The sequence below is a fragment of the Actinomadura fulvescens genome (genome assembly GCF_039533225.1).
GTDB lineage: Bacteria > Actinomycetota > Actinomycetes > Streptosporangiales > Streptosporangiaceae > Spirillospora > Spirillospora fulvescens.
Genome location: NZ_BAAATD010000001.1, coordinates 1,198,612 through 1,219,478 on the forward strand (window position 1 = coordinate 1,198,612; position 20,867 = coordinate 1,219,478).

A 20,867-nucleotide genomic window follows, 5' to 3' on the forward strand; every position below is an offset into this window, starting at 1 on the left:
GGCCCGCACCCGGCCGGAACGGAGTGCGGGCCCCGGAGAGCCGGCAGCGGGAAGTCTCAGGAGGCGAGGATCGCCTGGAGGAAGTCCTTGGTGCGCTGTTCGGTGGGCTCGCCGAAGATCTGGTCCGGCGGGCCCTCCTCGACGATCTGGCCCTGGTCGAACATCAGGACCCGGTCGGAGATGTCCCTGGCGAAGTGCATCTCGTGGGTCACGCAGAGCAGGGTCAGATCGCTCTCGCGGGCGATGTCGCGCAGCAGGTCCTGGACGCCCACCACCAGCTCGGGGTCGAGCGCCGAGGTGACCTCGTCCAGCAGCAGCACCTTGGGCTGCATGGCCAGCGCCCGGGCGATCGCCACGCGCTGCTGCTGGCCGCCCGACAGCTGCGACGGGTGTGCATCGATCTTGTCCGACAGGCCGACCATGTCGAGCAGCCCGCGGACACGCTCCACGGCCTCGTCCTTCGACAGTCCGAGGACCCGGACCGGCCCCTCGATGAGGTTGCGCAGCACGTTCATGTTCGGGAACAGGTTGAACTGCTGGAAGACCATGCCGACCTGCTTGCGCATCTCGTGCAGGTGCTTTTCGTTGGCGGGCGCGAGGCTGCCGCCGCGGTCCATGTGCCACAGCGGCCGGTCGCCGATCCAGATGACACCGCCGTCGGGCTTCTCCAAGGTCATCAGGAGCCGCAGGATCGTGGTCTTGCCCGAGCCGCTCGGCCCGATCAGCGTCACCCGTTCCCCGGCCGAGACGGTGAAGTCCAGCTCTCGGAGCACGACGTTGTCGCCGAACCGCTTGACCACCTTCTCGAACAGGATGCCGGGCGCCGTGCCGTGCGGCAGCGGTGAGCCGGTCGCGGTCGTGGCCGTGGCCTCGGGGGAGTCCTCCGGTGTGGGGGCCTCGGGTGTGGCGCTAGATGGCGGCATAACGCCCCTCCATGCGTCGGATCAGAACAGATGACAGGATGCTCACGATGACGAAGATCGCGGCCGCGATGGTGAGCGGTTCGAGGTATTGCGCGGTCTTCCCGCCCTCGGTGGTCGCCACGGACATCATCTCCGGGACGGTGATCACAAGCATCAGCGGCGAGTCCTTGAACAGCGCGATCAGGTAGTTGCCCAGCGTCGGGATCACCTTGCGCACCGCCTGGGGCAGTACCACTCCGAACCAGACCCGGCCGCGCGGGAGGTTGAGGGCGGTGCACGCCTCCCACTGCCCGCGCGGCACGTCCTCGATGCCCGCGCGGTAGACCTCCGAGATATAGGTGGAGTAGTGCACACCGAGTCCGATCACGCCGGTCCAGAAGGCGCTGAACTGGATCCCCGCCTGCGGCAGCGCGTAGAACAGGAAGACCAGCTGCACCAGCAGCGGTGTGCTCCGGACGAACTCGACCACCCAGCGGACCACCTGGTTCAGCAGGATGTTGGGCGACCGGCGGAGGACCGCCCAGACGAGGCCGAGCACCAGCGCCAGCACGTAACCCAGCACGGTGGCGCCCAGCGTGTACCTCAGGCCATCCAGGAGCGGCGACACCAGGTCGCCCGCGTAGTTCCAGTCCCAGGTCATGTGCCCGTCCTTCCTACGCCGGTCAGGCCGCCCGCGCCCGCGGTGCCCGCGATGGCCGTCGCGGCACGCCGCTGCGGCCGGCGGCCGAGGATGCGCTGGCTACGACGCTCCAGGAAACGGACGAGCAACTGGAGCACCTGCGCGATCACGAAGTAGACGACCAGCACGATGAGGTACACCGTGACGCTCTTGCCGGTGGAGGCGCGCAGCTTCTCGGCCCCGAACATCAGGTCGCTGATGCTGATCAGCGAGACGATGGCGGTGGCCTTGAGCAGCTCGATCAGCAGGTTGCCGAAGGGAGGCAGCATGAGCGGGAACGCCTGGGGCAGCAGAACCCGCCACATGCGCTGGTGCGGTCGCATGTTGAGCGCGATGGTCGCCTCGAACTGGGCCTTGGGCACGGCGTTGATCGAGCCGCGCACCACCTCGGCGCCGTAGGCCCCATAGTTGAGCGCCAGCGCCAGCACACCGCAGAACAGCGTCTCGATCTTGAAACCCACGAGCGGGAGGGAGTTGAAGAACCAGAACATCAGGACCAGCGCGGGCAGGCCGCGGAAGAACTCCACGTAGGTCCGGCCTGCCGCACGGGCCGCGAGGTGGCTCGACGTGCCCATCACTCCGAAGACGAAGGCCAGGACCAGCGCGATGACCGCCGAATACAGCGTGAGCTGCAAGGTCTTCACCGCCCCGTCCCACAGGAGCGGGCTCTTGAGGATCTCCGACACGAGGATCAGGCCTTGCAGAACTCAGCGGCCGTACGGTCGCCGGGCATCTCGGCCTGGCTGAACCCGAACGGCTGGAGGATCTGCAGCAGGCGGCCGCTCTTCTTGAGCTCGGCGAGCTTGCCGTTGAACGCCTGGACGAGATCGGTGTCGGCCTTGCGGAAGCCGAAGCCGCCCGCACCGGACTGCTCCTTGCCGTTGATGATCACGTCGAACGCCGGCGTGACCTCGAACGGGTCGTTCTTGTGCTTGGACAGCAGGTCCATGAGCGAGATACGGGTGAGCGCGATGCAGTCGCAGCGGCCGGCCCTGAGGCCGTCGAAGGCGCCGGGCCCGTCGGGGAAGGGCTTGATGTTGCCTTTCGCGACACCGAGCTTGGCGGCGTAGTCGGCCTCGGCCGCCCCCTTCATCACGCCGACCCTGACCTTCTGCTTGATGGCGTCGTCGAAGTTCTTGAGCCCCTTGGGATTGCCCTTGGGGACCATGAAGGCGGTCTTGGCGATGTACTCGGGGTCGGCGAAGATGATCTTGCTGCACCGATCAGGGTTGATGAACATGCCCGCCGCGATGGCGTCGAAGCGTCTGGCCTGGACGGCGGGGATGAGCCCGTTGAAGTCCACCTGGACGCCGCGGACCTCGTTGATGCCGAGCTCCTTGAAGATCACCTTGGCGAGTTCGGGGGCCTCGCCGGTCAGCTTGCCGTCGCTGGTGGTGAAGCCGTACGGCGACTCGTTGGCGTAGCCGACCTGGATGTAGCCCTGCTTCCTGGCCCTCTCCAGCGTGCCGCCGCTGGCCTTCTCCTTCTTGGGGTCGGTCGTGGTACACGCGGTGGCGCCGAGGACGGGGACCGCGCCGGCGAGCAGGACGCCGTTGCGCAGGAAATCGCGACGGGAGGAAGTCATCTTTGAACTCCTGTGAGTTGCGCCGCCGCGCCCGCCGGGGGCTCGGAGCCTCCGGCGGGCGCGGGGATGGGGTGGTGGGGATCGGGGGGACGGGGGTCGGGCCGGGGACTGGGAGCGGGGGGAGCGGCCGGTCCCCGGGATGGCCGGATCAGTAGGGCGGTCGGATCAGTCGGTGATGGGGGTGAAGTCGCGTGCCCCGATGAACGAGGGGCGCGGCGAGGGTGCGGAGAACGGTTCCACGCAGGTGTTCTCGACGCTGTTGAAGACGATGAAGACGTTCGAGCGCGGGAACGGGGTGATGTTGCCGTTGGAGCCGTGCATGCAGTTGCAGTCGAACATCGTGGCCGAGCCGGCCGGGCCGGTGAACAGCTCGATGCCGTGCTTGTCGGCGAGGATCGACAGGCTGCCCGGGTCGGGGGTGCCGACCTCCTGGGACTTCAGCGAGGCCTTGTAGTGGTCGGCCGGGGTCTCGCCGACGCACGCCACGAAGGTCTTGTGCGAGCCGGGCATGATCATGAGGCCTCCGTTGTGCACGAAGTTCTCGGTGAGCGCGATGGAGATGCTCACCGCGCGCATGCGGGGCATGCCGTCTTCGGCGTGCCAGGTCTCGAAGTCCGAGTGCCAGTAGAAGTCCTTGCCAGTGAAGCCTGGCTTGTAATTGACCCGGCTCTGGTGGACGTAAACATCGGAGCCCAGGATCTGCCGTGCCCTGCCGACCACGCGCGGATCGCGGACCAGGCGGGCGAAAACGTCGCTGATCCTGTGCACCTCGAAGATCGAGCGCACCTCGTCGGAGTCGCGCTCGGTCACCGTGCGCTCGTCGGCGAGGATCGCGGGGTCGGCGGCCATCCGGCGCAGCTCGGCGCGGTAGGTCTCGACCTCCTCGGGGCCGATCAGCTGCTCGACGCTCAGGTAGCCGTTGGCCTCGAACGAGTCGAGCGTCGCGGCGTCGATGGGGCCGTCCTCGGGGCCGCCGTAGACCACCGGGTCCTGCCGGTAGAGCAGGGTGGGCTCGGTGGACACCCGCGTCGGATACGCGTCGGCGAGCGTGGGGTGGGACTCCATGAGACTCATGCGTTCTCCTTCTCTGTGGGCTCGGTCAGCAGCGGGTAGACACCGTTCTCGTCGTGGACCTCCCTGCCGGTGCAGGGCGGGTTGAAGACGCAGACCGTACGCACGTCGGTGTGGGCGCGCAGCGTGTGGTGCTCGTGCCCGTCGAGCAGGTACATCACCCCCGGCTCGATCCGGTGCTTCTCACCGGTCTCGTCATTGATCAGCTCGCCTTCGCCCTCGATGCAGTAGACCGCCTCGATGTGGTTGGCGTACCACATGCGCGTCTCCGTGCCCGCGTACAGAACGGTGTCGTGCAGCGAGAAGCCGACCTTCTCCTTGGCCAGCACCAGGCGGCGGCTGCACCAGGTCTCGGCCTGGACGTCGCGCTCGGTGCCGACGATCTCCTTCAGCGATCGGACGATCATTGACTCTCTCCTCAGACGGTGACGGCGGCGCGGACGGCGCGCACCGACTCGGCGATGATCTCCAGGCCCCGGGCGAGCTCGGCCTCGGTGACGGTGAGCGGCGGCAGCAGCTTGACGACCTCGCCCTCGGGCCCGGAGGTCTCCATGAGCAGGCCGCGCTCGAACGCCTCGGCGCAGATCCTGGGAGCCAGCTCGGGGTCCTTCATGACCATGCCCCAGACCAGGCCGCGCCCGCGGACGGTCTCGATCGCGCCGGCGTGCTCCAGCGCGATCTCCTGGAGGGCGCGCTCGACCTGCTCGCCCTTGGCCAGGGTCTGCTTCTCCAGGCCCTCACCGGACCAGAACTCCTCCAGCGCGGCGGTCGCGGTGACGAAGGCGGGGTTGAACCCGCGGAACGTGCCGTTGTGCTCGCCCGGCTCCCACACGTCCAGCTCGGGCCGCATGAGCGTCACCGCGAACGGCAGGCCGTAGCCGCTCAGCGACTTGGACAGGCAGATGATGTCCGGCGTGATGCCGGCCTCCTCGAAGCTGAAGAACGGGCCCGTCCGCCCGCACCCCATCTGCACGTCGTCGACGATCAGCAGGATGTCGTGGCGCCGGCACAGGTCGGCCAGCCCGCGCAGCCATTCCGGGGTGGCCACGTTGATCCCGCCCTCGCCCTGCACGGTCTCGACGATCACGGCGGCGGGCTTGTCCAGGCCGCTGCCGCTGTCGTCGAGCATCGTGTCCAGCAGCAGGAAGTCGGGGGTGCGGCCGTCGAGGTAGTTGTCGTACGGCATCGCCACGCCGTGGCCGAGCGGCACGCCCGCCCCGGTGCGCTTCATCGAGTTCCCCGTCACCGCCAGCGCGCCGAGCGTCATGCCGTGGAAGGCGTTGGTGAAGCTGACGACGGTCTCGCGGCCGGTGTATTTGCGGGCGAGCTTGAGGGCGGCCTCCACGGAGTGGTTGCCCGCGGGGCCGGGGAACTGCACTTTGTAGTCGAGTCCGCGTGGCGCGAGCACCACATCGTTGAATCGTTCCAAGAACGTGCGTTTGGCGTCGGTGTACATGTCGAGGCTGTGCACGATGGAGTCGGCGGCGAGGTAATCCATCAGCGGGCGTTTCAGAACGGGGTTGTTGTGCCCGTAGTTCAGCGTGCCTGCGCCGGCGAAGAAGTCGAGGTAGGTCGTGCCGTTCTCATCGGTGATCTGGCTGTCCCGGGCGGTGGTGAACACCGTGGGCCAGCCCCTGCAGTAGCCGCGGACTTCCGATTCGAGACGTGCGAAAACGTCCATGTGTTCCTCCGGCATCGAGTGGGAGCGAAACAGGGCGGGAGTGATCAGGCCGGCAACGGGCCGATGCGGAACAGCACCTCGGGATCGTGGCCGTGACCTGGCGGGAAGTGTTCGGAGCCGAAGAGGGGGCGGCGGGCCAGGGCGCAGCCGCGGGCACGCGCGAACGACTCGAACATCGCGGTGGAGGCGGTGTTGGCCGGGGTCACCGTGGCCTCCAGGAACCGGCAGCCGCGGGCGGCCATCCGGTCGCCGAGACGGTCCAGCATGCGCCGGGCCAGCCCCCGCCCGCGGTGGTCGCGGTCCACGGCCACCTGCCACACGAAGAACGTGTCGGGCTGCTGGGGGCGCACGTATCCGGTGATGAATCCGCACGCCTCGTCGCCGGATTTGGCGACCACCGAAGTGTCGGCGAAGTCGCGGCACCAGAGTGTGTAACTGTAGGGCGAGTTGACATCGAGAACCTGCGACTCCCGTGCCATCCGCCACAACTCCCGGCCGTCCTCCAGGCTCGGCTCCAGGAGTCGTACCGTCGGGTCGTCGTCAGTTCGCCGTGGTCGTGATTGCAGGGGTCGCGGTGCCATGCCCAGGCAACTTAGCGAACTTCGCCGATGCCCCAATCGCGATTGTTATCAAGGGGATGTTTGGCGGTCAGAGGGCCGGGTAGGGGTAGTCGATTACTCGGTTCCGGGCATCAAATTCACACCGCCGTGCCATCCGGAAAGTCATGTAGACCCCGTCTACCTGGGCCTTTCGGGGTCATCTCCGTGGGTGACCGGGAAGCACCCCACGGTGATGACAGAGCGTGAGACGTGACAACACCTGTCCTGGCGTCACATTACATTTGTGTGAGCTGAATCACGCAGATTTAACGTCAACTGGATACCGCCGTGAGGCGTCTGGTGACACGCTGCACGCCCGCAAGCCGAGGGCGTGGTGAACACTCGCGGTCCGGCGGGCGTACGCGGCGCCCGGCCCGCCGGACCTCGGGTCGCGTCAGGACCTCTTGGCGAAGCGGTCGGTCGCCTCGATGAGGCGGTGGGTGATGCCCGGCTCGGTGAAGGCGTGCCCGGCGTCGTCCACCAGGTGGAACTCCGCCTCCGGCCAGGCGCGGTGCAGGTCCCAGGCGGTCGCGGCCGGGGTGCAGACGTCATAGCGCCCCTGCACGATGACGGCCGGGATGTGCCGGATCTTCTCGACGCCCTCGATCAGCTGCTCGCCGTCGAAGAACCCCTCGTTCACGAAGTAGTGGTTCTCGATCCGGGCGAACGCGACGGCGCTCTCCTCCTCGCCGGCCTCCTCGATCGAGGCGGCGTCGGGGACCAGCCGGATCGTCGCGGCCTCCCACTGCGTCCAGGCCTTCGCCGCCGGGATCCGCACGGCGGGGTCGGGGGAGTTGAGCCGCTCCTCGTAGGCGCTCATCAGGTCCTCGCGCTCGTCCTCGGGGATCGGCGCCAGGTACTCCTCCCACCGGTCGGGGAAGATCAGCGAGGCGCCCTCCTGGTAGAACCAGTAGAGCTCGAACGGCCGCAGCGTGAAGATCCCGCGCAGCACCAGCTCGGTCACCCGGTCCGGGTGCGTCTGGGCGTAGGCGAGCGCGAGGGCGCTGCCCCAGGAGCCGCCGTAGACCAGCCAGCGGTCGATTCCGAGGTGCTCGCGCAGCACCTCCATGTCGGCGACCAGATGCCAGGTGGTGTTGGCCTCCAGCGAGACCTCCGGGTCGCTCGCGTGCGGGGTGCTCCGGCCGCAGTTGCGCTGGTCGAACAGCACGATCCGGTACGCCTCCGGATCGAACTGGCGCCGGTGGTCGGCGTTGCAGCCGGCGCCGGGGCCGCCGTGCAGCATCACGAGGGGCTTGCCGTCGGGGTTTCCGCAGGCCTCCCAATAAATGTGATTGCCGTCGCCGACGTCGAGCTGCCCGGAGTCGTACGGCTCGATCGGCGGGTACAGGGTGCGAAGCTCCATGAGCTGTGATTCTTCCACGCCCACCTGCGGCCGGACCTGGCCGAAGACATCGTGCGGATCAAGAAACTAAACCCCAAACTGGGCAAACGCCGTCCGGGTCCCCACTAGAGTGCTTTCCGTGAGCGATCTCAACGGATCGGGTGGTTCGCGTCCCGTCCCGGACGCCGGCTCGCCCTGGCCGATCCCGGGACGTGATCCGGGGCCGCAGCCCGACGTGCCCATCAAGGCGACCCACAAGGCGGAGCGGGCGGGCGGCGAACCCGCCCGGCAGGCCGAGCCCGAACGACCCGAGGCGCAGCCCTGGGACATCGTCGAGCGGCTGCGCCAGATGGCCGATCTCATCGGCGACGCGCTTGCCGCCGGTGAGCGCAAGGTCTCCGAGGCGCAGACCGACGCGGCCTCGCAGGTGGCCACCGTCCAGTCGGAGAAGGAGGCGGCGCAGCGCGACGCCGCCGCGGCTTGGGGTGAGGTGCAGCGTGCGCGCGGTCAGGCCGAGCAGGCCGACCGCCGGGCGATGGAGGCCGAACGCCGCCTCGCCGACGTCCAGAACGAGTCCGCCGCGCAGATCAACGCGCTGCAGGCCGAGAAGGAGTCCGCCCAGCGCGACGCCGCCGCGGCCTGGGGTGAGGTGCAGCGGGCCCGCGGCCAGGCCGAGCAGGCCGAGCGCCGCGCCATCGACGCCGAGCGCCGCCTCGCCGAGGCCGAGCACCGCGCCGCCGAAGTGCAGAACGAGGCCGCCTCGCAGGTCGCCGCGTTGCAGGCCGAGAAGGAGTCGGCCCAGCGCGACGCCGCCGCCGCCTGGAACCAGGCTCAGCAGGGCCGCGTCCAGGCCGACCAGGCCCGCGGCCAGGCCGAGCAGGCCAGAGCCCAGGCCGAGCAGGCACGGGTCCAGGCCGAGCACGCGCGCGCCCAGCTGGAGCAGGCCCAGGCCCAGGTCGAGCAGGTCGAACGCAGGATCGCCGAGGCCGAGGCGACCGTCCGCCAGGCCGTCACCCAGCGTGACGCGATGAGCGAGGCGCGCGACGACGCCAACCGCGCGCTCGAAGACGCCATCGGCGCCCGCCGTTCGGCCGAGGCCGAGCGCGACCGGGTCGCCGAGCAGGGCGGGGAGCTGTCTCGGGCTCTGGAGAAGGCGCACAGCGAGCTGTCGGCGCTGCGCGCCAAACTCACCGACGCCGAGATGACCGCCCAGAACCTCCAGCATTCCGCGGCCACCGCCGCCAAGGACGCCGAAGACGCGCGGCGCCACGCCCAGGAGGCCGAGAACGAGCGGCAGCAGGCCCTCGACACCGCCGCGCAGTCCCTGGAGGCCGCCAAGAAGGCCGAGCAGGCCAGGGAGGCCGCCGAGCGGGCCCGCGAGGCGGCCGTCCAGGCCCAGGCGCGCGTCGAGTCCGAGCGCACGCTCGACCGCGGCCGGGCCGACAAGGCGACCCGCGAGCTCGACAAGGCCACCGCGGGCCTGCGCCAGCTGGCCGCCGAACGCGACGCCATCGCCGAGAAGCTCGCCGAACGCGACCAGTGGGTCGACCAGCTCGCCCAGGCCGTCACCGAGCAGCGCGCCGCCATCGCCGAGCTCTCCCAGGAACGCGACCAGGCCCGCAACGCCGCCGACCAGGCCCGCTCACTGATCGACGAGCTCACCCGCCAGCTGCGCACGATCATGCCGACGGCGGCCCCCCGGCTCTGAGACGCCCCGGCGCCTCCGAGCCGCCCGCGCGCGGCCGATCTACTCGGTCGCGTCACGTCGATCGCGCCCGGCCGCCCGTCATCGACCGCGGCGCCGAAAGCGGTGCTGAAGCCCCGCGCACACGACGATTTCGGCCGTGGGCGCGGCGGTGCGGCCCCTGACCAGGGGCGCGACACACCCGATGGGCCCCCTCCCGGACGCCGCAGGTCCCGTCGGCTGTTATCCTGGTGGCCCGTGGACAGTGCGGTAACGTCCGCCTCGCAACGACCACGGGAGCGTCTTCTTGCCTTCGGCAGCCACTGGTAGATCACGTCCTACCAAGCACCTCTTCGTCACCGGCGGTGTCGCCTCCAGCCTCGGCAAGGGACTGACGGCGTCCAGCCTCGGGCGGCTTCTCGCCCTTCGCGGCCTCCGCGTCACCATGCAGAAGCTGGACCCCTACCTCAACGTCGACCCCGGCACCATGAACCCGTTCCAGCACGGGGAGGTCTTCGTCACCGACGACGGGGCCGAGACCGACCTCGACATCGGCCACTACGAGCGGTTCCTCGACACCGAGCTGCACGGCTCGGCCAACGTCACCACCGGCCAGGTCTACTCCAACGTGATCGCCAAGGAACGCCGCGGCGAGTACCTCGGCGACACCGTCCAGGTGATCCCGCACATCACCAACGAGATCAAGGACCGCATCACCGGCATGGCCGAGGGTGACGTCGATCTGGTGATCACCGAGGTGGGCGGCACGGTCGGCGACATCGAGTCGCTGCCCTTCCTGGAGTCGGTCCGGCAGATCCGGCACGAGATCGGCCGCGACAACTGCTTCTTCCTGCACGTCTCGCTGCTGCCCTACATCGGCCCGTCCGGCGAGCTCAAGACCAAGCCGACGCAGCACTCGGTGGCCGCGCTGCGGTCCATCGGCATCCAGCCCGACGCGATCGTGTGCCGCTCCGACCGGCCGATCACCGACGGGCTCAAGCACAAGATCAGCCTGATGTGCGACGTCGACCGCGAGGCCGTGGTCTCGGCCGTGGACGCCGCCAGCATCTACGACATCCCCAAGGTGCTGCACTCCGAGGGCCTGGACGCCTACGTGGTGCGCCGCCTCGGCCTGCCGTTCCGCGACGTCGACTGGGGCGCGTGGGACGAGCTGCTGCGCCGCGTCCACCGGCCCGCCCGCGAGGTCACCATCGCGCTGGTCGGCAAGTACATCGACCTGCCCGACGCCTACCTGTCGGTCACCGAGGCGCTGCGCCACGGCGGGTTCGGCAACGACGCCAAGGTCCACATCCGCTGGGTCAAGAGCGACGACTGCGAGACACCCGAGGGCGCCAAGCGCGAGCTCGACGGCGTGGACGGCGTGCTGATCCCGGGCGGCTTCGGCGTGCGCGGCATCGAGGGCAAGCTCGGCGCGATCAGGCACGCCCGCGACAACCGTGTCCCGCTGCTCGGCATCTGCCTCGGCCTGCAGTGCATGGTCATCGAGTCGGCCCGGACGCTGGCCGGGCTGGCCGACGCCGGCAGCGTCGAGTTCGACCCCGCCACCCCGCACCCGGTGGTGGCCACGATGGCCGACCAGGTCGACGTGGTGGCCGGTGAACGCGACATGGGCGGCACCATGCGGCTCGGCCTCTACCCGGCCGACCTGGCCGAGGGCTCGATCGTCCGCGAGCTCTACGGGGAGGCCAAGGCGTCCGAGCGGCACCGGCACCGCTACGAGGTCAACAACTCCTACCGCGACGAGCTGGAGCGGGCGGGCCTCCGGTTCAGCGGCCTGTCGCCCGACGGCCGCCTGGTGGAGTACGTGGAGCTGCCGCGCGAGGTCCACCCGTTCTTCGTCGGCACGCAGGCGCACCCGGAGTTCCGCTCGCGGCCGACCCGCCCGCATCCGCTGTTCACCGGCCTCATCTCGGCCGCGCTCGACTACGCCGACAGCCGCGCCGGCGCGGCGTCGTGACCGGCCCCGTCACCGGTTCCGCGACGGGCTCCGCGCCCGGTGCGGCGACCGGCTCCGCGACCGGTTCCGCGACCGCCCACGGGCTCGGCCCGCGGGACGTGCGCGACCGGCCGGAGCACTGGGAGGTCACCGGCAGCAGCGAGGAGTTCGACGGGCACGTCTTCAGCGTCCGCCGCGACTCGGTGCGCATGCCCAACGGCGCGGGCACCGAGATCGTCCAGCGGGACGTCATCGAGCACCTCGGCTCGGTCGGCATCCTCGCCCTCGACGAGCACGACCGCGTGCTTCTCGTCCGGCAGTACCGGCACCCGGTCGGCCGCCTGCTGTGGGAGGCGCCCGCCGGGCTCCGTGACAAGGCGGGCGAGCCGCTCCAGCGGCTCGCCGAGCGCGAGCTGCTGGAGGAGGCGGGGTACCGGGCCGACCGCTGGGACACGCTCGTCGACCTCTTCCCGTCCTCGGGGATGTCGGACGAGCGCACCCGGATCTTCCTTGCCCGCGAGCTGACCGAGGTCCCCGCCGACCAGATCGACTTCGAGCGGGTGCACGAGGAGGCCGACATGCCGGTCGTCTGGGTGCCGCTGGCCGAGGCGGTGCGCAAGGTGTTCGCCGGAGAGATCCACAACATGATCGCCGCGACCGGCATCCTCGCGGCGCACGCCGCGCACGCGAGCGGCTTCCGCGACCTGCGCCCGGCGGACGCGCCGGAGGACTGACGCGGCCCGGCCCGGCCGCCGGGGCGTCCGCGTCCGTTCCGGCGGCGGGAGAAGGCATGATGGGGCACGTCCCCTGTCCGCCGCCTCGCCCGGAAGAGGTGCCGCAACTGTCACCGAGCACGACCGGCCGGTACGCCGAGCGAACCCCCGCCGGTCCGGAGACCGGGCTGGCCTCCGCCGTGCGCACCTACCTGGGTCACCTGGCCGTGGAACGGGGGCTGGCGGCCAACACCCTCAGCTCCTACCGGCGCGACCTGCGCCGCTACGTCACGGTGCTGGCCGGCCGGGGCCGCGACGCCCTCGACCAGGTCACCGAGGACGACGTCCGGGCGTTCCTGGTGGGCCTGCGGGAGGGCGACGAGGAACACCCGCCGCTGGCGGCGGGCTCGGCGGCCCGGGCGGTCGTCGCGGTCCGCGGCCTGCACCGGTTCGCGCTCCGCGAGGGTCTCGCGCCGGGCGACCCTGCGCGCGACGTCAAGCCGCCCACCCCGCCCCGCAGGCTGCCCAAGGCCATCTCGCTCGACGACGTCGAGCGGCTGCTGGCGGCGGCCGGGGCGGCGGGAGACTCCGGCGGGCCCGCCGAGGCCGCGCGCGGGCTCCGCGACAGCGCCCTGCTGGAGCTGCTGTACGGCTCGGGCGCCCGCATCTCCGAGGCGGTCGGCCTCGACGTCGACGACCTCGATCTGGACGAGGGGTTCGCCCGGGTGTCCGGCAAGGGCGGCAAGACGCGCGTGGTGCCGATCGGCGACTACGCCCGGCGCGCCGTCGAGGCCTATCTCGTCCGTGCCAGGCCCGAGCTCGCCAAGGCCGGACGCGGCGGGCCCGCGCTCTTCCTCAACGCGCGCGGCGGGAGACTGTCGCGGCAGGGCGCCTGGATGGTGCTGCGCGCCGCCGCCGAACGGGCCGGGCTGTCGGACGTCTCGCCGCACACCCTCCGGCATTCGTTCGCCACGCATCTGCTGGACGGCGGAGCGGACGTCCGGGTCGTGCAGGAGCTCCTGGGTCACGCCTCTGTGACCACGACCCAGGTCTACACGCTGGTGACGGTCCAGTTGCTGCGGGAGGTGTACGCGACCTCCCACCCGCGAGCACGAGATGGATGAATCCCGGCCTACGGCGCGCGTCGGCTTGAGACGCACGGTGTCAAGCCCTAGAGTCGCCGTTCTGGATGGCATTTTCGGGCCGCCCGGGAGGGATCTGGTGACCAGCACACACGCTGCGGAGGGCGTTCTGTCCTCCGCCACCATAGAGACCGATCCGCGTCGAGCCCTCGGGCCGACTCAACGCCCTGTGCCGACGCTCCCCGATCCGGAGCCGCTGGCCGAGCACGGGCCGGCGCGGATCGTGTCGATCTGCAACCAGAAGGGCGGGGTCGGCAAGACCACCACGACCATCAACCTGGGGGCCGCGCTCGCCGAGTACGGACGCAAGGTCCTGCTGGTGGACTTCGACCCGCAGGGCGCGCTCTCGGTCGGCCTCGGCAAGGGCGACCCGCGCCAGCTCGACGTCACGATCCACAACCTGCTGCTCGAACGGGACACCGAGTGGGAGGACGTCGTCATCGACACCGGTGTCGACGGGCTCGACCTGCTGCCGAGCAACATCGACCTGTCGGGCGCCGAAGTGCAGCTCGTGCACGAGGTCGGCCGCGAGTACATCCTCGCCGGCGTGCTCAAGCCCGCCGTGCCCCACTACGACTACATCCTCATCGACTGCCAGCCGTCGCTCGGCCTGCTCACGGTCAACGCGCTGGCGGCCAGCGAGGGCGTGCTCATCCCGCTGGAGTGCGAGTACTTCGCCATGCGCGGTGTCGCGCTGCTGATGGAGACGATCGAGAAGGTGCAGGGGCGGATCAACCCGGGCCTGGAGATCGACGGCGTCCTCGGCACCATGTACGACTCCCGCACACTGCACACCCGCGAGGTGCTCAGCAGAATCGTCGAGGCCTTTGGTGACCAGGTCTTCCACACGGTCATCAATCGCACGGTACGGTTTCCTGACGCGACCGTCGCCGGGGAACCGATCACGTACTTCGACCCCAACTCGATGGGGGCGAACGCATATCGTGGTCTCGCGCGGGAGGTGCTCGAAAGGTGGCGTCACGTCGGGTAAGGCTGCCCGGAGCGGATGAGATCTTCCGTCCCACCGCACCGAAACCGCCCGGCGTCGCGCCGAGACCGCCCGCCAAGGCCGCGGCGCAGCCCGTGGCCGCCGCCCCGCCCGTGCCAGCCGCCCCGCCCGTGCCCGCCGCCCGCCGTCCCACCGGCCGCCAGCGCCACGACACCAAGATCACGGTCTATGTCTCCGCGGCGGAGCTGCTGGACCTGGAGCGCCTCCGGCTCACCCTGCGCGCCGAGCACGCGCTGAGCGTCGACCGCGGCCGGATCGTCCGCGAGGCGGTCGCCGCGATCCTCGCCGACTTCGAGGTGCGGGGCGAGGGCAGCACCCTGGTCCGCCGCCTCCGCGACGGCGGCTGACGGCCGGCCCGGTCACCCCTCCGGCCATGGGACCATCACTTTGATCGATCAGACGGCCGGAACAGGGGGATGTCGCGTTGGCCTCCGCTAGCGTGAGCGGCGTGGACGAGACGTCGGCAGCGCCGGGCGCCGAACAGACAGAGCCCGGGGCCGAGCAGGCACGGGGCTTCCAGGTCCACCTGGACAACTTCGAGGGGCCGTTCGACCTGCTGCTGGGGCTCATCTCCAAGCACAAGCTCGACATCACCGAGGTGTCGCTGCACAAGGTCACCGACGACTTCATCGCGTTCATCCGCTCGCACGGCAAGGAGTGGGACCTCGACCAGGCCAGCCACTTCCTGCTGGTCGCGGCGACCCTGCTGGACCTCAAGGCCGCCCGCCTGCTGCCCTCGGGCGAGGTGGACGACGAGGAGGACCTCGCGCTGCTGGAGGCCCGCGACCTGCTGTTCGCGCGGCTGCTGCAGTACCGCGCCTACAAGGAGGTCGCCAAGGTCTTCACCGGGCGGATGGCCGAGGAGGCCAGGCGCTTCCCGCGCATCGTCCCGATGGAGCCGAGGTTCGCCAACCTTCTCCCGGAGGTGCTGCTCGGGCTCGGTCCGGCCGAGTTCGCCCGCCTGGCGGGCAAGGTCTTCGCGCCCAAGGAGCCGCCGTCGGTCTCCGTGCAGCACATGTACCAGCCGAAGGCCAGCATCAAGGAGCAGGCCGCGATCGTCGTCGAACGCCTGCGGCGGATGGGCACCGCGACGTTCCGCGAGCTCACCGACGACGTGGACGGCACCTACCAGGTCGTGGCCCGGTTCCTGGCGCTGCTGGAGCTCTACCGGGACCTGTCGGTGTCGTTCGAGCAGGCCGAGCCGCTGGGAGAGCTGCACATCACCTGGACCGGCCCCGACGAGGGCGATGTCGAGGTCGACGAGTACGAGGGCTCGCCCGAGCCCGCCAAGGACGGGAAAGACGACGATGACTGAGGAACCCGCGGCCGCCGTCGCCGACGATCTTCCGGGGCTGCGCGCCTCGGTCGAGGCGATCCTGCTGGTGGTGGACGAGCCGGTGACCGAGCTCACGCTGGCGCAGATCCTGGAACGGCCGCGCGACGAGGTCGTGGCCACCCTGCGCGAGCTGGCCGCGGAATACACCGAGCAGGGCCGGGGGTTCGATCTGAGGGAGATCGCCGGCGGCTGGCGGTTCTACACGCGCGACGTGTGCGCCCCGGTGGTGGAGCGTTTCGTCACCGACGGGCAGCAGGCCCGGCTGACGCAGGCCGCCCTGGAGACGCTCGCCGTGGTGGCCTACCGCCAGCCGGTGAGCCGGGCCAGGGTGTCGGCGATCCGCGGCGTCAACAGCGACGGGGTCATCCGGACCCTGACGCTGCGCGGCCTCATCGAGGAGGCGGGCCAGGATCCCGAGACGCAGGCGCACCTCTACCGCACCACGGGGTACTTCCTGGAGCGGCTGGGGTTGCGCAGCGTCGAGGACCTGCCCGACCTCGCCCCCTACCTGCCCGACGACCTACCTGAAGAGATCATCGAGGGACATTGAGCGACAACGAGGGCGTACGCCTGCAGAAGGTCCTGGCCGAGGCCGGGATCGGCAGCCGCCGCCACTGCGAGGAACTGATCGGCGAGGGCCGGGTCACCGTCGACGGCAAGGTGGTGTTCCGGTTCGGTGAGCGGGTCGACCCCGAGCGGGCCGTCATCCACGTCGACGGCCGCCGGGTCCAGACCCGCGCCGAGATGCGCTACTACATGATCAACAAGCCGCGCGGCGTGGTCAGCACGATGAAGGACGAGCGCGGCCGCAAGTCGCTGGCCGACTACGTGGAGGTGCCCGAGCGGCTGTTCCACGTCGGGCGGCTCGACACCGACACCGAGGGCCTGATCCTGCTCACCAACGACGGTGAGCTGGCGCACCGGCTGACCCACCCGAGCTACGGCGTGGAGAAGACCTACCTGGCCGAGATCCACGGCCCGATCCCGCGCGACCTCGGCAGGCGGCTCAAGGCCGGTGTCCGGCTGGAGGACGGCCCGGCCAAGGCCGACCGGTTCCGGATCTTCGATCAGGTGGGCCGCCGGGTGCTGGTGGAGATCACGTTGCACGAGGGGCGCAAGCACATCGTGCGGCGCCTGCTCAAGGAGGTCGGTTTCCCCGTCCAGCAGCTGGCGCGCATAGAGTTCGGACCGATCAAGCTCGGGCTCCTCAAGCCGGGCAACATGCGGGCGCTGACCGTCAACGAGGTCGGCGAGCTGTACAAGGCCGTGGACCTGTAGGAGGGGACGCAAGTGGCGGTACGCGCGATCCGGGGGGCGACGCAGGTCGACGCCGACGTCCGGGACCAGATCCTGGAGGCGACCACCGAGCTGGTCACCGAGGTCATGGCCCGCAACGAGCTGACCACCGACGACGTCATCAGCGTGATCTTCACCGCGACGCCCGACCTGACCGCCGAGTTCCCGGCGCTCGCCGCCCGCAAGCTCGGCTTCCACGACGTTCCGCTGCTGTGCGCGAGCGAGATCGCCGTGCCGCACGCGCTGCCCCGCGTGATCCGGCTGATGGCGCACGTCGAGGTCGACCGCCCGCGCTCGGACGTCCAGCACGTCTATCTGCGCGGGGCCACCGCGCTGCGCCTCGACATCGCCCAGTGACCCGGTGACCGTCAGGCGGGGCGGGTACGGGCCGATAGGCTGGCCCGGTGGTTGAAGTCAGGCGGATCGTCGTCGTCGGGACCGGGCTGATCGGCACCTCGATCGCGCTGGCCATGCGCAAACGCGGCACCGAGGTCCTGCTCACCGACCGTGACGCGGGCGCGTTGCGGATGGCGGTGGAGCTCGGCGCGGGCGAGGCGCTCGCGGACGGGGACGCCGCGGAGCCCGCCGACCTCGCGGTGCTCGCGGTGCCGCCCGCCGCCGTCGCGGTCACCCTGCTGGACGCGCAGAAGCGCGGGCTGGCCAGGGTCTACACCGATGTCGCCAGCGTGAAGGCCCTGCCCTTGGCCCAGGCCGCGCAGCTGGGCTGCGATCTCAGCGTGTTCGTTGCCGGGCACCCGCTGGCCGGGCGGGAACGGTCCGGACCCGCCGCCGCGCAGGACGATCTCTTCCTGGGACGCCCGTGGGCGCTGTGCGCGCCGCCCGAGGCCGGGCCCGAGGCGGTCGCGGCCGTGACGGCGCTCGCCGAGGCCTGCGGCGCCGAGCCGGTGACCGTGGACGCCGAGGAACACGACCGGGCCGTCGCGCTCGTCTCGCACGGCCCGCATGTGGTGTCGGCCGCCGTCGCGGCCCGGCTCACCGCCGCCGACGACGTCGCCCTCGGCCTGGCGGGCCAGGGCGTCCGGGACGTCACCCGGATCGCCGCCAGCGACCCCCGGCTGTGGATCGGCATCCTGTCGGCCAACTCCGAGCCGGTCGCCGAGGTCCTGGAGGCCGTCGCCACCGACCTGGCCGTCGCGGCCTCGCTGCTGCGCGACGGCAGCGAGGGCGCCGCGGCGCACGTCGCCGACCTGCTCCTGCGGGGCAACGCGGGCCGGGCGCGCATCCCCGGCAAGCACGGCGGCGACCAGAAGACCTACGCCGTGGTGCCGGTGATGATCCCCGACCGCCCGGGCGAGCTCGCGATGATCTTCCAGGCGGCCGGGATCGCCGGGGTCAACATCGAGGACGTGTCGATCGAGCACTCGCCCGGCCGGCCGCTGGGCGTCCTGGAGATCTCGGTCAGGCCCGAGGCCGCCGACCGGCTCGCCACCGAACTGCGGGCGCGCGGCTGGTCCGTCCCGGGCTGAGCCCCGCGCCCGGTAGCCTGAGGGGCCGGGGCCTCCACGAGGAGCACGAGGGCGGCGCGGTTTCGCCGCCCGTTTCCGCATGTCCGCATCGCAACGAAAGGCAGCGATCGTGTCGCTCGTCATCGCCATGGACGGCCCTTCCGGGTCCGGCAAGTCCAGCGCCTCCAAGGGAGTCGCCCGCGCACTCGGGCTGCGCTACCTCGACACCGGCGCCATGTACCGGGCCATGACGTGGTGGATGCTGGAGCACGGCGTTCCGGTGGAGGACGCCGCGGCGGTCGCCGCCAAGGCCGGCGAGCCCGTGCTGGAAAGCGGCACCGATCCCGGCGCGCCCACGATCAGCGTGGACGGCACCGACGTCTCCGGGCCGATCCGGACCCGCGAGGTCACCAACGCCGTCAGCGCGGTGAGCGCCGTACCGGAGGTCCGGGCGCGGCTGGTGGCCCTGCAGCGTGAGATCATCGGTAGTGGGGGAATCGTGGTGGAGGGCCGCGACATCGGCACGGCCGTCGCGCCGGACGCCCCGGTCAAGGTCTACCTCACCGCCAGCGAGGAGGCCCGGGCGGCGCGGCGCGCCAAGGACCTCGCCGCCGACCCCGGCGCCACCGTGACGGTGACGCGGGCCGAACAGGCCCGCCGCGACCGGCTCGACTCCACCCGCAAGGCGTCCCCGCTGACCAGGGCGGCGGACGCACACGAGATCGACTCGACCGAGCTGAGCCTCGGCGAGGTCATCGAGGCGGTCGTCCGCCTCGCGAAAGAGCACAACTGAGCATGCCGGAGGGGGCGCGGTGCAGCCTGGACTGAGGAGCGCCGGGAGCTTGCGACCAGAGCGACGAGGGAAGGCGGCGCCGAAAGGCGCCCCCGGCGGTATGCGGAGAACACAGTGAGCAGCAGCGAATACGAGCTTGAGACAGTGACCGTCGACGAGGACGGGCTGGCGCCGGACGCGCCGCCCGCCCCGGTGGTGGCGGTGGTCGGCCGGCCGAACGTCGGCAAGTCGACCCTGGTCAACCGGATCCTCGGCCGCCGGGAGGCGGTCGTGGAGGACGTGCCCGGGGTGACCCGCGACCGGGTCGCCTACGACGCGACCTGGAGCGGGCGCCGGTTCACCGTCGTCGACACCGGCGGCTGGCTGCCCGACGCCCAGGGCTTGGCGGCCGCGATCGCCGAGCAGGCCCGGCTGGCGGTGGAGCTGGCCGACGTGGTGATGTTCGTGGTCGACGCGACCGTGGGCGCCACCGACGTCGACGAGGCCGTGGTGGAGATCCTGCGCCGTTCCGGCAAGCCGGTCGTGCTGGTCGCCAACAAGGTCGACGACGCGGGCGCCGAGGCCGACGCGGCGGCGCTCTGGTCGCTCGGCATCGGCGAGCCGCAGCCGGTCAGCGCGCTGCACGGGCGCGGCAGCGGCGACCTGCTCGACGCGGTCCTGGAGGCGCTCCCCGAGGAGGCTCCCGCCGAGACGTTCGGCGAACTGGGCGGCCCGCGCCGCGTCGCCCTGCTGGGACGCCCCAACGTCGGCAAGTCCAGCCTGCTCAACAAGGTCGCGGGGGAGCAGCGGGCGGTCGTCGACTCGGTCGCCGGCACCACCCGTGACCCGGTGGACGAGCTGATCGACCTGGGCGGCAAGACCTGGCGGTTCATCGACACCGCGGGCATCCGCCGCCGGCACCGGGAGAACCAGGGCGCCGACTTCTACGCCACCCTGCGCACCCAGTCCGCGCTGGAGCGCGCCGAGGTCGCGGTCGTGCTGGTCGACGCGAGCGAGACGCTGACCGAGCAGGACCTGCGGATCGTCTCTATGGTGGTCGACTCCGGCCGGTCACTGGTGATCGCGTACAACAAGTGGGACCTGCTGGACGAGGAGCGCCGCCACTACCTGGACCGCGAGATCGACCGCCAGCTCCACCACGCGCGCTGGGCGCCCCGGGTGAACGTCTCGGCCAAGACCGGGCGTCACATGGAGAAGCTCGTCCCCGCGATCGAGACGGCGCTGGAGGGCTGGGGCACCCGCGTGCCGACGTCCAAGCTCAACCAGTTCTTCGCCGATCTGGTCAACTCGCACCCGCACCCGATCCGCGGCGGCAAGCAGCCGAAGATCCTCTTCGCCACCCAGGCGGGGGTGCGGCCGCCCCGCTTCGTGCTGTTCACGTCGGGCTTCCTGGAGGAGGGCTACCGGCGCTTCATCGAACGGCGCCTGCGCGAGGAGTTCGGCTTCGAGGGCACCCCGCTCGACATCACCATGAAGATCCGGGAGAAGCGCGGCAAGAAGAAGTGACCTTCCCGTCGCGCCTCTCCCGCCTGTAAGCTCTCTCTTACTCGTTGACCACACAACGAGGGTCTGTCTCTGTTGACGTCTGGCG

At 70.8% G+C, this 20,867-nt stretch carries 22 protein-coding genes; 13 read left to right on the plus strand and 9 right to left on the minus strand.

Features of this window, described 5'->3' with window-relative positions:
- Positions 1-56 precede the first annotated feature (56 nt).
- The 9 genes from ehuA to pip all read right to left on the minus strand — a co-directional run bounded on the left by ehuA (position 57) and on the right by pip (position 7,901).
- A complete protein-coding gene (ehuA, locus tag ABD333_RS05630; RefSeq protein ID WP_344538280.1) occupies positions 57-923 on the minus strand; it encodes an ectoine/hydroxyectoine ABC transporter ATP-binding protein EhuA in 867 nt (288 codons plus the stop codon).
- A complete protein-coding gene (gene ehuD / locus ABD333_RS05635; protein ID WP_344538282.1) occupies positions 910-1,563 on the minus strand; it encodes an ectoine/hydroxyectoine ABC transporter permease subunit EhuD in 654 nt (217 codons plus the stop codon). Before ehuD ends, ehuA begins: the two co-directional genes overlap by 14 nt.
- Positions 1,560-2,288, minus strand: coding sequence for an ectoine/hydroxyectoine ABC transporter permease subunit EhuC (gene ehuC, locus ABD333_RS05640; RefSeq protein ID WP_344538284.1), 729 nt, complete (start codon positions 2,286-2,288; stop codon positions 1,560-1,562). The genes ehuD and ehuC overlap by 4 nt, the downstream gene beginning before the upstream one ends.
- 5 nt (positions 2,289-2,293) lie before the next feature.
- Positions 2,294-3,187 (minus strand): ectoine/hydroxyectoine ABC transporter substrate-binding protein EhuB, encoded by an 894-nt coding sequence (gene ehuB, locus ABD333_RS05645; RefSeq protein WP_344538286.1) that lies wholly within the window; start codon positions 3,185-3,187, stop codon positions 2,294-2,296.
- A 165-nt stretch (positions 3,188-3,352) separates the two neighbouring features.
- Positions 3,353-4,261: an ectoine hydroxylase gene (gene thpD, locus ABD333_RS05650; RefSeq protein WP_344538288.1), complete on the minus strand. Its 909-nt coding sequence runs from the start codon at positions 4,259-4,261 to the stop codon at positions 3,353-3,355.
- Positions 4,258-4,665 carry an ectoine synthase gene (locus ABD333_RS05655; RefSeq protein WP_344538290.1) on the minus strand — a complete coding sequence of 136 codons (408 nt, stop codon included), beginning with the start codon at positions 4,663-4,665 and terminating at the stop codon, positions 4,258-4,260. The genes thpD and ABD333_RS05655 overlap by 4 nt, the downstream gene beginning before the upstream one ends.
- Positions 4,666-4,676: 11 nt before the next feature.
- Positions 4,677-5,939, minus strand: a complete 1,263-nt coding sequence (gene ectB / locus ABD333_RS05660) for a diaminobutyrate--2-oxoglutarate transaminase (protein ID WP_344538292.1) — start codon at positions 5,937-5,939, stop codon at positions 4,677-4,679.
- 44 nt (positions 5,940-5,983) lie between these two features.
- Entirely contained in the window at positions 5,984-6,520 is a 537-nt protein-coding gene (gene ectA / locus ABD333_RS05665) for a diaminobutyrate acetyltransferase (RefSeq protein ID WP_344538293.1), read from the minus strand.
- Positions 6,521-6,932: 412 nt separating this feature from the next.
- Positions 6,933-7,901, minus strand: a complete 969-nt coding sequence (gene pip / locus ABD333_RS05670; protein ID WP_344538294.1) for a prolyl aminopeptidase — start codon at positions 7,899-7,901, stop codon at positions 6,933-6,935.
- A 118-nt stretch (positions 7,902-8,019) separates the two neighbouring features.
- Between pip and ABD333_RS05675 the strand changes: the two genes are divergently transcribed.
- From ABD333_RS05675 to der, 13 genes are all read left to right on the plus strand, one after another.
- The gene (locus ABD333_RS05675) at positions 8,020-9,588 is read left to right on the plus strand and encodes a coiled-coil domain-containing protein (RefSeq protein WP_344538296.1); all 1,569 of its coding nucleotides are present in this window, start codon (positions 8,020-8,022) and stop codon (positions 9,586-9,588) included.
- Positions 9,589-9,871: 283 nt separating this feature from the next.
- Positions 9,872-11,542 carry a CTP synthase gene (gene pyrG / locus ABD333_RS05680; protein WP_344538297.1) on the plus strand — a complete coding sequence of 557 codons (1,671 nt, stop codon included), beginning with the start codon at positions 9,872-9,874 and terminating at the stop codon, positions 11,540-11,542.
- A gap of 98 nt (positions 11,543-11,640) precedes the next feature.
- On the plus strand, positions 11,641-12,255 hold the full coding sequence (locus ABD333_RS05685; protein ID WP_410557275.1) for an NUDIX domain-containing protein: 615 nt from the start codon (positions 11,641-11,643) through the stop codon (positions 12,253-12,255).
- 56 nt (positions 12,256-12,311) lie between these two features.
- Positions 12,312-13,358: a site-specific tyrosine recombinase XerD gene (xerD, locus tag ABD333_RS05690; RefSeq protein ID WP_344538300.1), complete on the plus strand. Its 1,047-nt coding sequence runs from the start codon at positions 12,312-12,314 to the stop codon at positions 13,356-13,358.
- Between the two features lie 142 nt (positions 13,359-13,500).
- Positions 13,501-14,367, plus strand: coding sequence for a ParA family protein (locus ABD333_RS05695; RefSeq protein ID WP_344538862.1), 867 nt, complete (start codon positions 13,501-13,503; stop codon positions 14,365-14,367).
- Positions 14,349-14,732 carry a hypothetical protein gene (locus ABD333_RS05700; protein WP_344538302.1) on the plus strand — a complete coding sequence of 128 codons (384 nt, stop codon included), beginning with the start codon at positions 14,349-14,351 and terminating at the stop codon, positions 14,730-14,732. The genes ABD333_RS05695 and ABD333_RS05700 overlap by 19 nt, the downstream gene beginning before the upstream one ends.
- A gap of 101 nt (positions 14,733-14,833) precedes the next feature.
- Entirely contained in the window at positions 14,834-15,700 is an 867-nt protein-coding gene (locus ABD333_RS05705; protein ID WP_410557246.1) for a segregation and condensation protein A, read from the plus strand.
- On the plus strand, positions 15,693-16,271 hold the full coding sequence (gene scpB, locus ABD333_RS05710; RefSeq protein WP_344538304.1) for an SMC-Scp complex subunit ScpB: 579 nt from the start codon (positions 15,693-15,695) through the stop codon (positions 16,269-16,271). The genes ABD333_RS05705 and scpB overlap by 8 nt, the downstream gene beginning before the upstream one ends.
- Positions 16,268-16,999 carry a pseudouridine synthase gene (locus ABD333_RS05715; RefSeq protein WP_344538306.1) on the plus strand — a complete coding sequence of 244 codons (732 nt, stop codon included), beginning with the start codon at positions 16,268-16,270 and terminating at the stop codon, positions 16,997-16,999. Before scpB ends, ABD333_RS05715 begins: the two co-directional genes overlap by 4 nt.
- Before the next feature lie 12 nt (positions 17,000-17,011).
- Entirely contained in the window at positions 17,012-17,374 is a 363-nt protein-coding gene (gene aroH, locus ABD333_RS05720; RefSeq protein WP_344538308.1) for a chorismate mutase, read from the plus strand.
- Between the two features lie 47 nt (positions 17,375-17,421).
- The gene (locus ABD333_RS05725; RefSeq protein ID WP_344538309.1) at positions 17,422-18,504 is read left to right on the plus strand and encodes a prephenate dehydrogenase; all 1,083 of its coding nucleotides are present in this window, start codon (positions 17,422-17,424) and stop codon (positions 18,502-18,504) included.
- A gap of 79 nt (positions 18,505-18,583) precedes the next feature.
- Complete coding sequence (gene cmk, locus ABD333_RS05730; RefSeq protein WP_344538311.1) at positions 18,584-19,276, plus strand: (d)CMP kinase; 693 nt, start codon at positions 18,584-18,586, stop codon at positions 19,274-19,276.
- 114 nt (positions 19,277-19,390) lie between these two features.
- Positions 19,391-20,782: a ribosome biogenesis GTPase Der gene (gene der / locus ABD333_RS05735; protein ID WP_344538313.1), complete on the plus strand. Its 1,392-nt coding sequence runs from the start codon at positions 19,391-19,393 to the stop codon at positions 20,780-20,782.
- The last annotated feature ends 85 nt before the right edge of the window (positions 20,783-20,867 follow it).

Bases quoted from the DNA above. Each gene is read 5' to 3' on its own strand.
- ehuA (WP_344538280.1), bottom strand. From the start codon at position 923: ATGCCGCCATCTAGCGCCACACCCGAGGCCCCCACACCGGAGGACTCC.
- ehuD (WP_344538282.1), bottom strand. From the start codon at position 1,563: ATGACCTGGGACTGGAACTACGCGGGCGACCTGGTGTCGCCGCTCCTG.
- ehuB (WP_344538286.1), bottom strand. From the start codon at position 3,187: ATGACTTCCTCCCGTCGCGATTTCCTGCGCAACGGCGTCCTGCTCGCC.
- thpD (WP_344538288.1), bottom strand. From the start codon at position 4,261: ATGAGTCTCATGGAGTCCCACCCCACGCTCGCCGACGCGTATCCGACG.
- ABD333_RS05655 (WP_344538290.1), bottom strand. From the start codon at position 4,665: ATGATCGTCCGATCGCTGAAGGAGATCGTCGGCACCGAGCGCGACGTC.
- ectB (WP_344538292.1), bottom strand. From the start codon at position 5,939: ATGGACGTTTTCGCACGTCTCGAATCGGAAGTCCGCGGCTACTGCAGG.
- ectA (WP_344538293.1), bottom strand. From the start codon at position 6,520: ATGGCACCGCGACCCCTGCAATCACGACCACGGCGAACTGACGACGAC.
- pip (WP_344538294.1), bottom strand. From the start codon at position 7,901: ATGGAGCTTCGCACCCTGTACCCGCCGATCGAGCCGTACGACTCCGGG.
- xerD (WP_344538300.1), top strand. From the start codon at position 12,312: ATGATGGGGCACGTCCCCTGTCCGCCGCCTCGCCCGGAAGAGGTGCCG.
- scpB (WP_344538304.1), top strand. From the start codon at position 15,693: ATGACTGAGGAACCCGCGGCCGCCGTCGCCGACGATCTTCCGGGGCTG.
- cmk (WP_344538311.1), top strand. From the start codon at position 18,584: ATGTCCGCATCGCAACGAAAGGCAGCGATCGTGTCGCTCGTCATCGCC.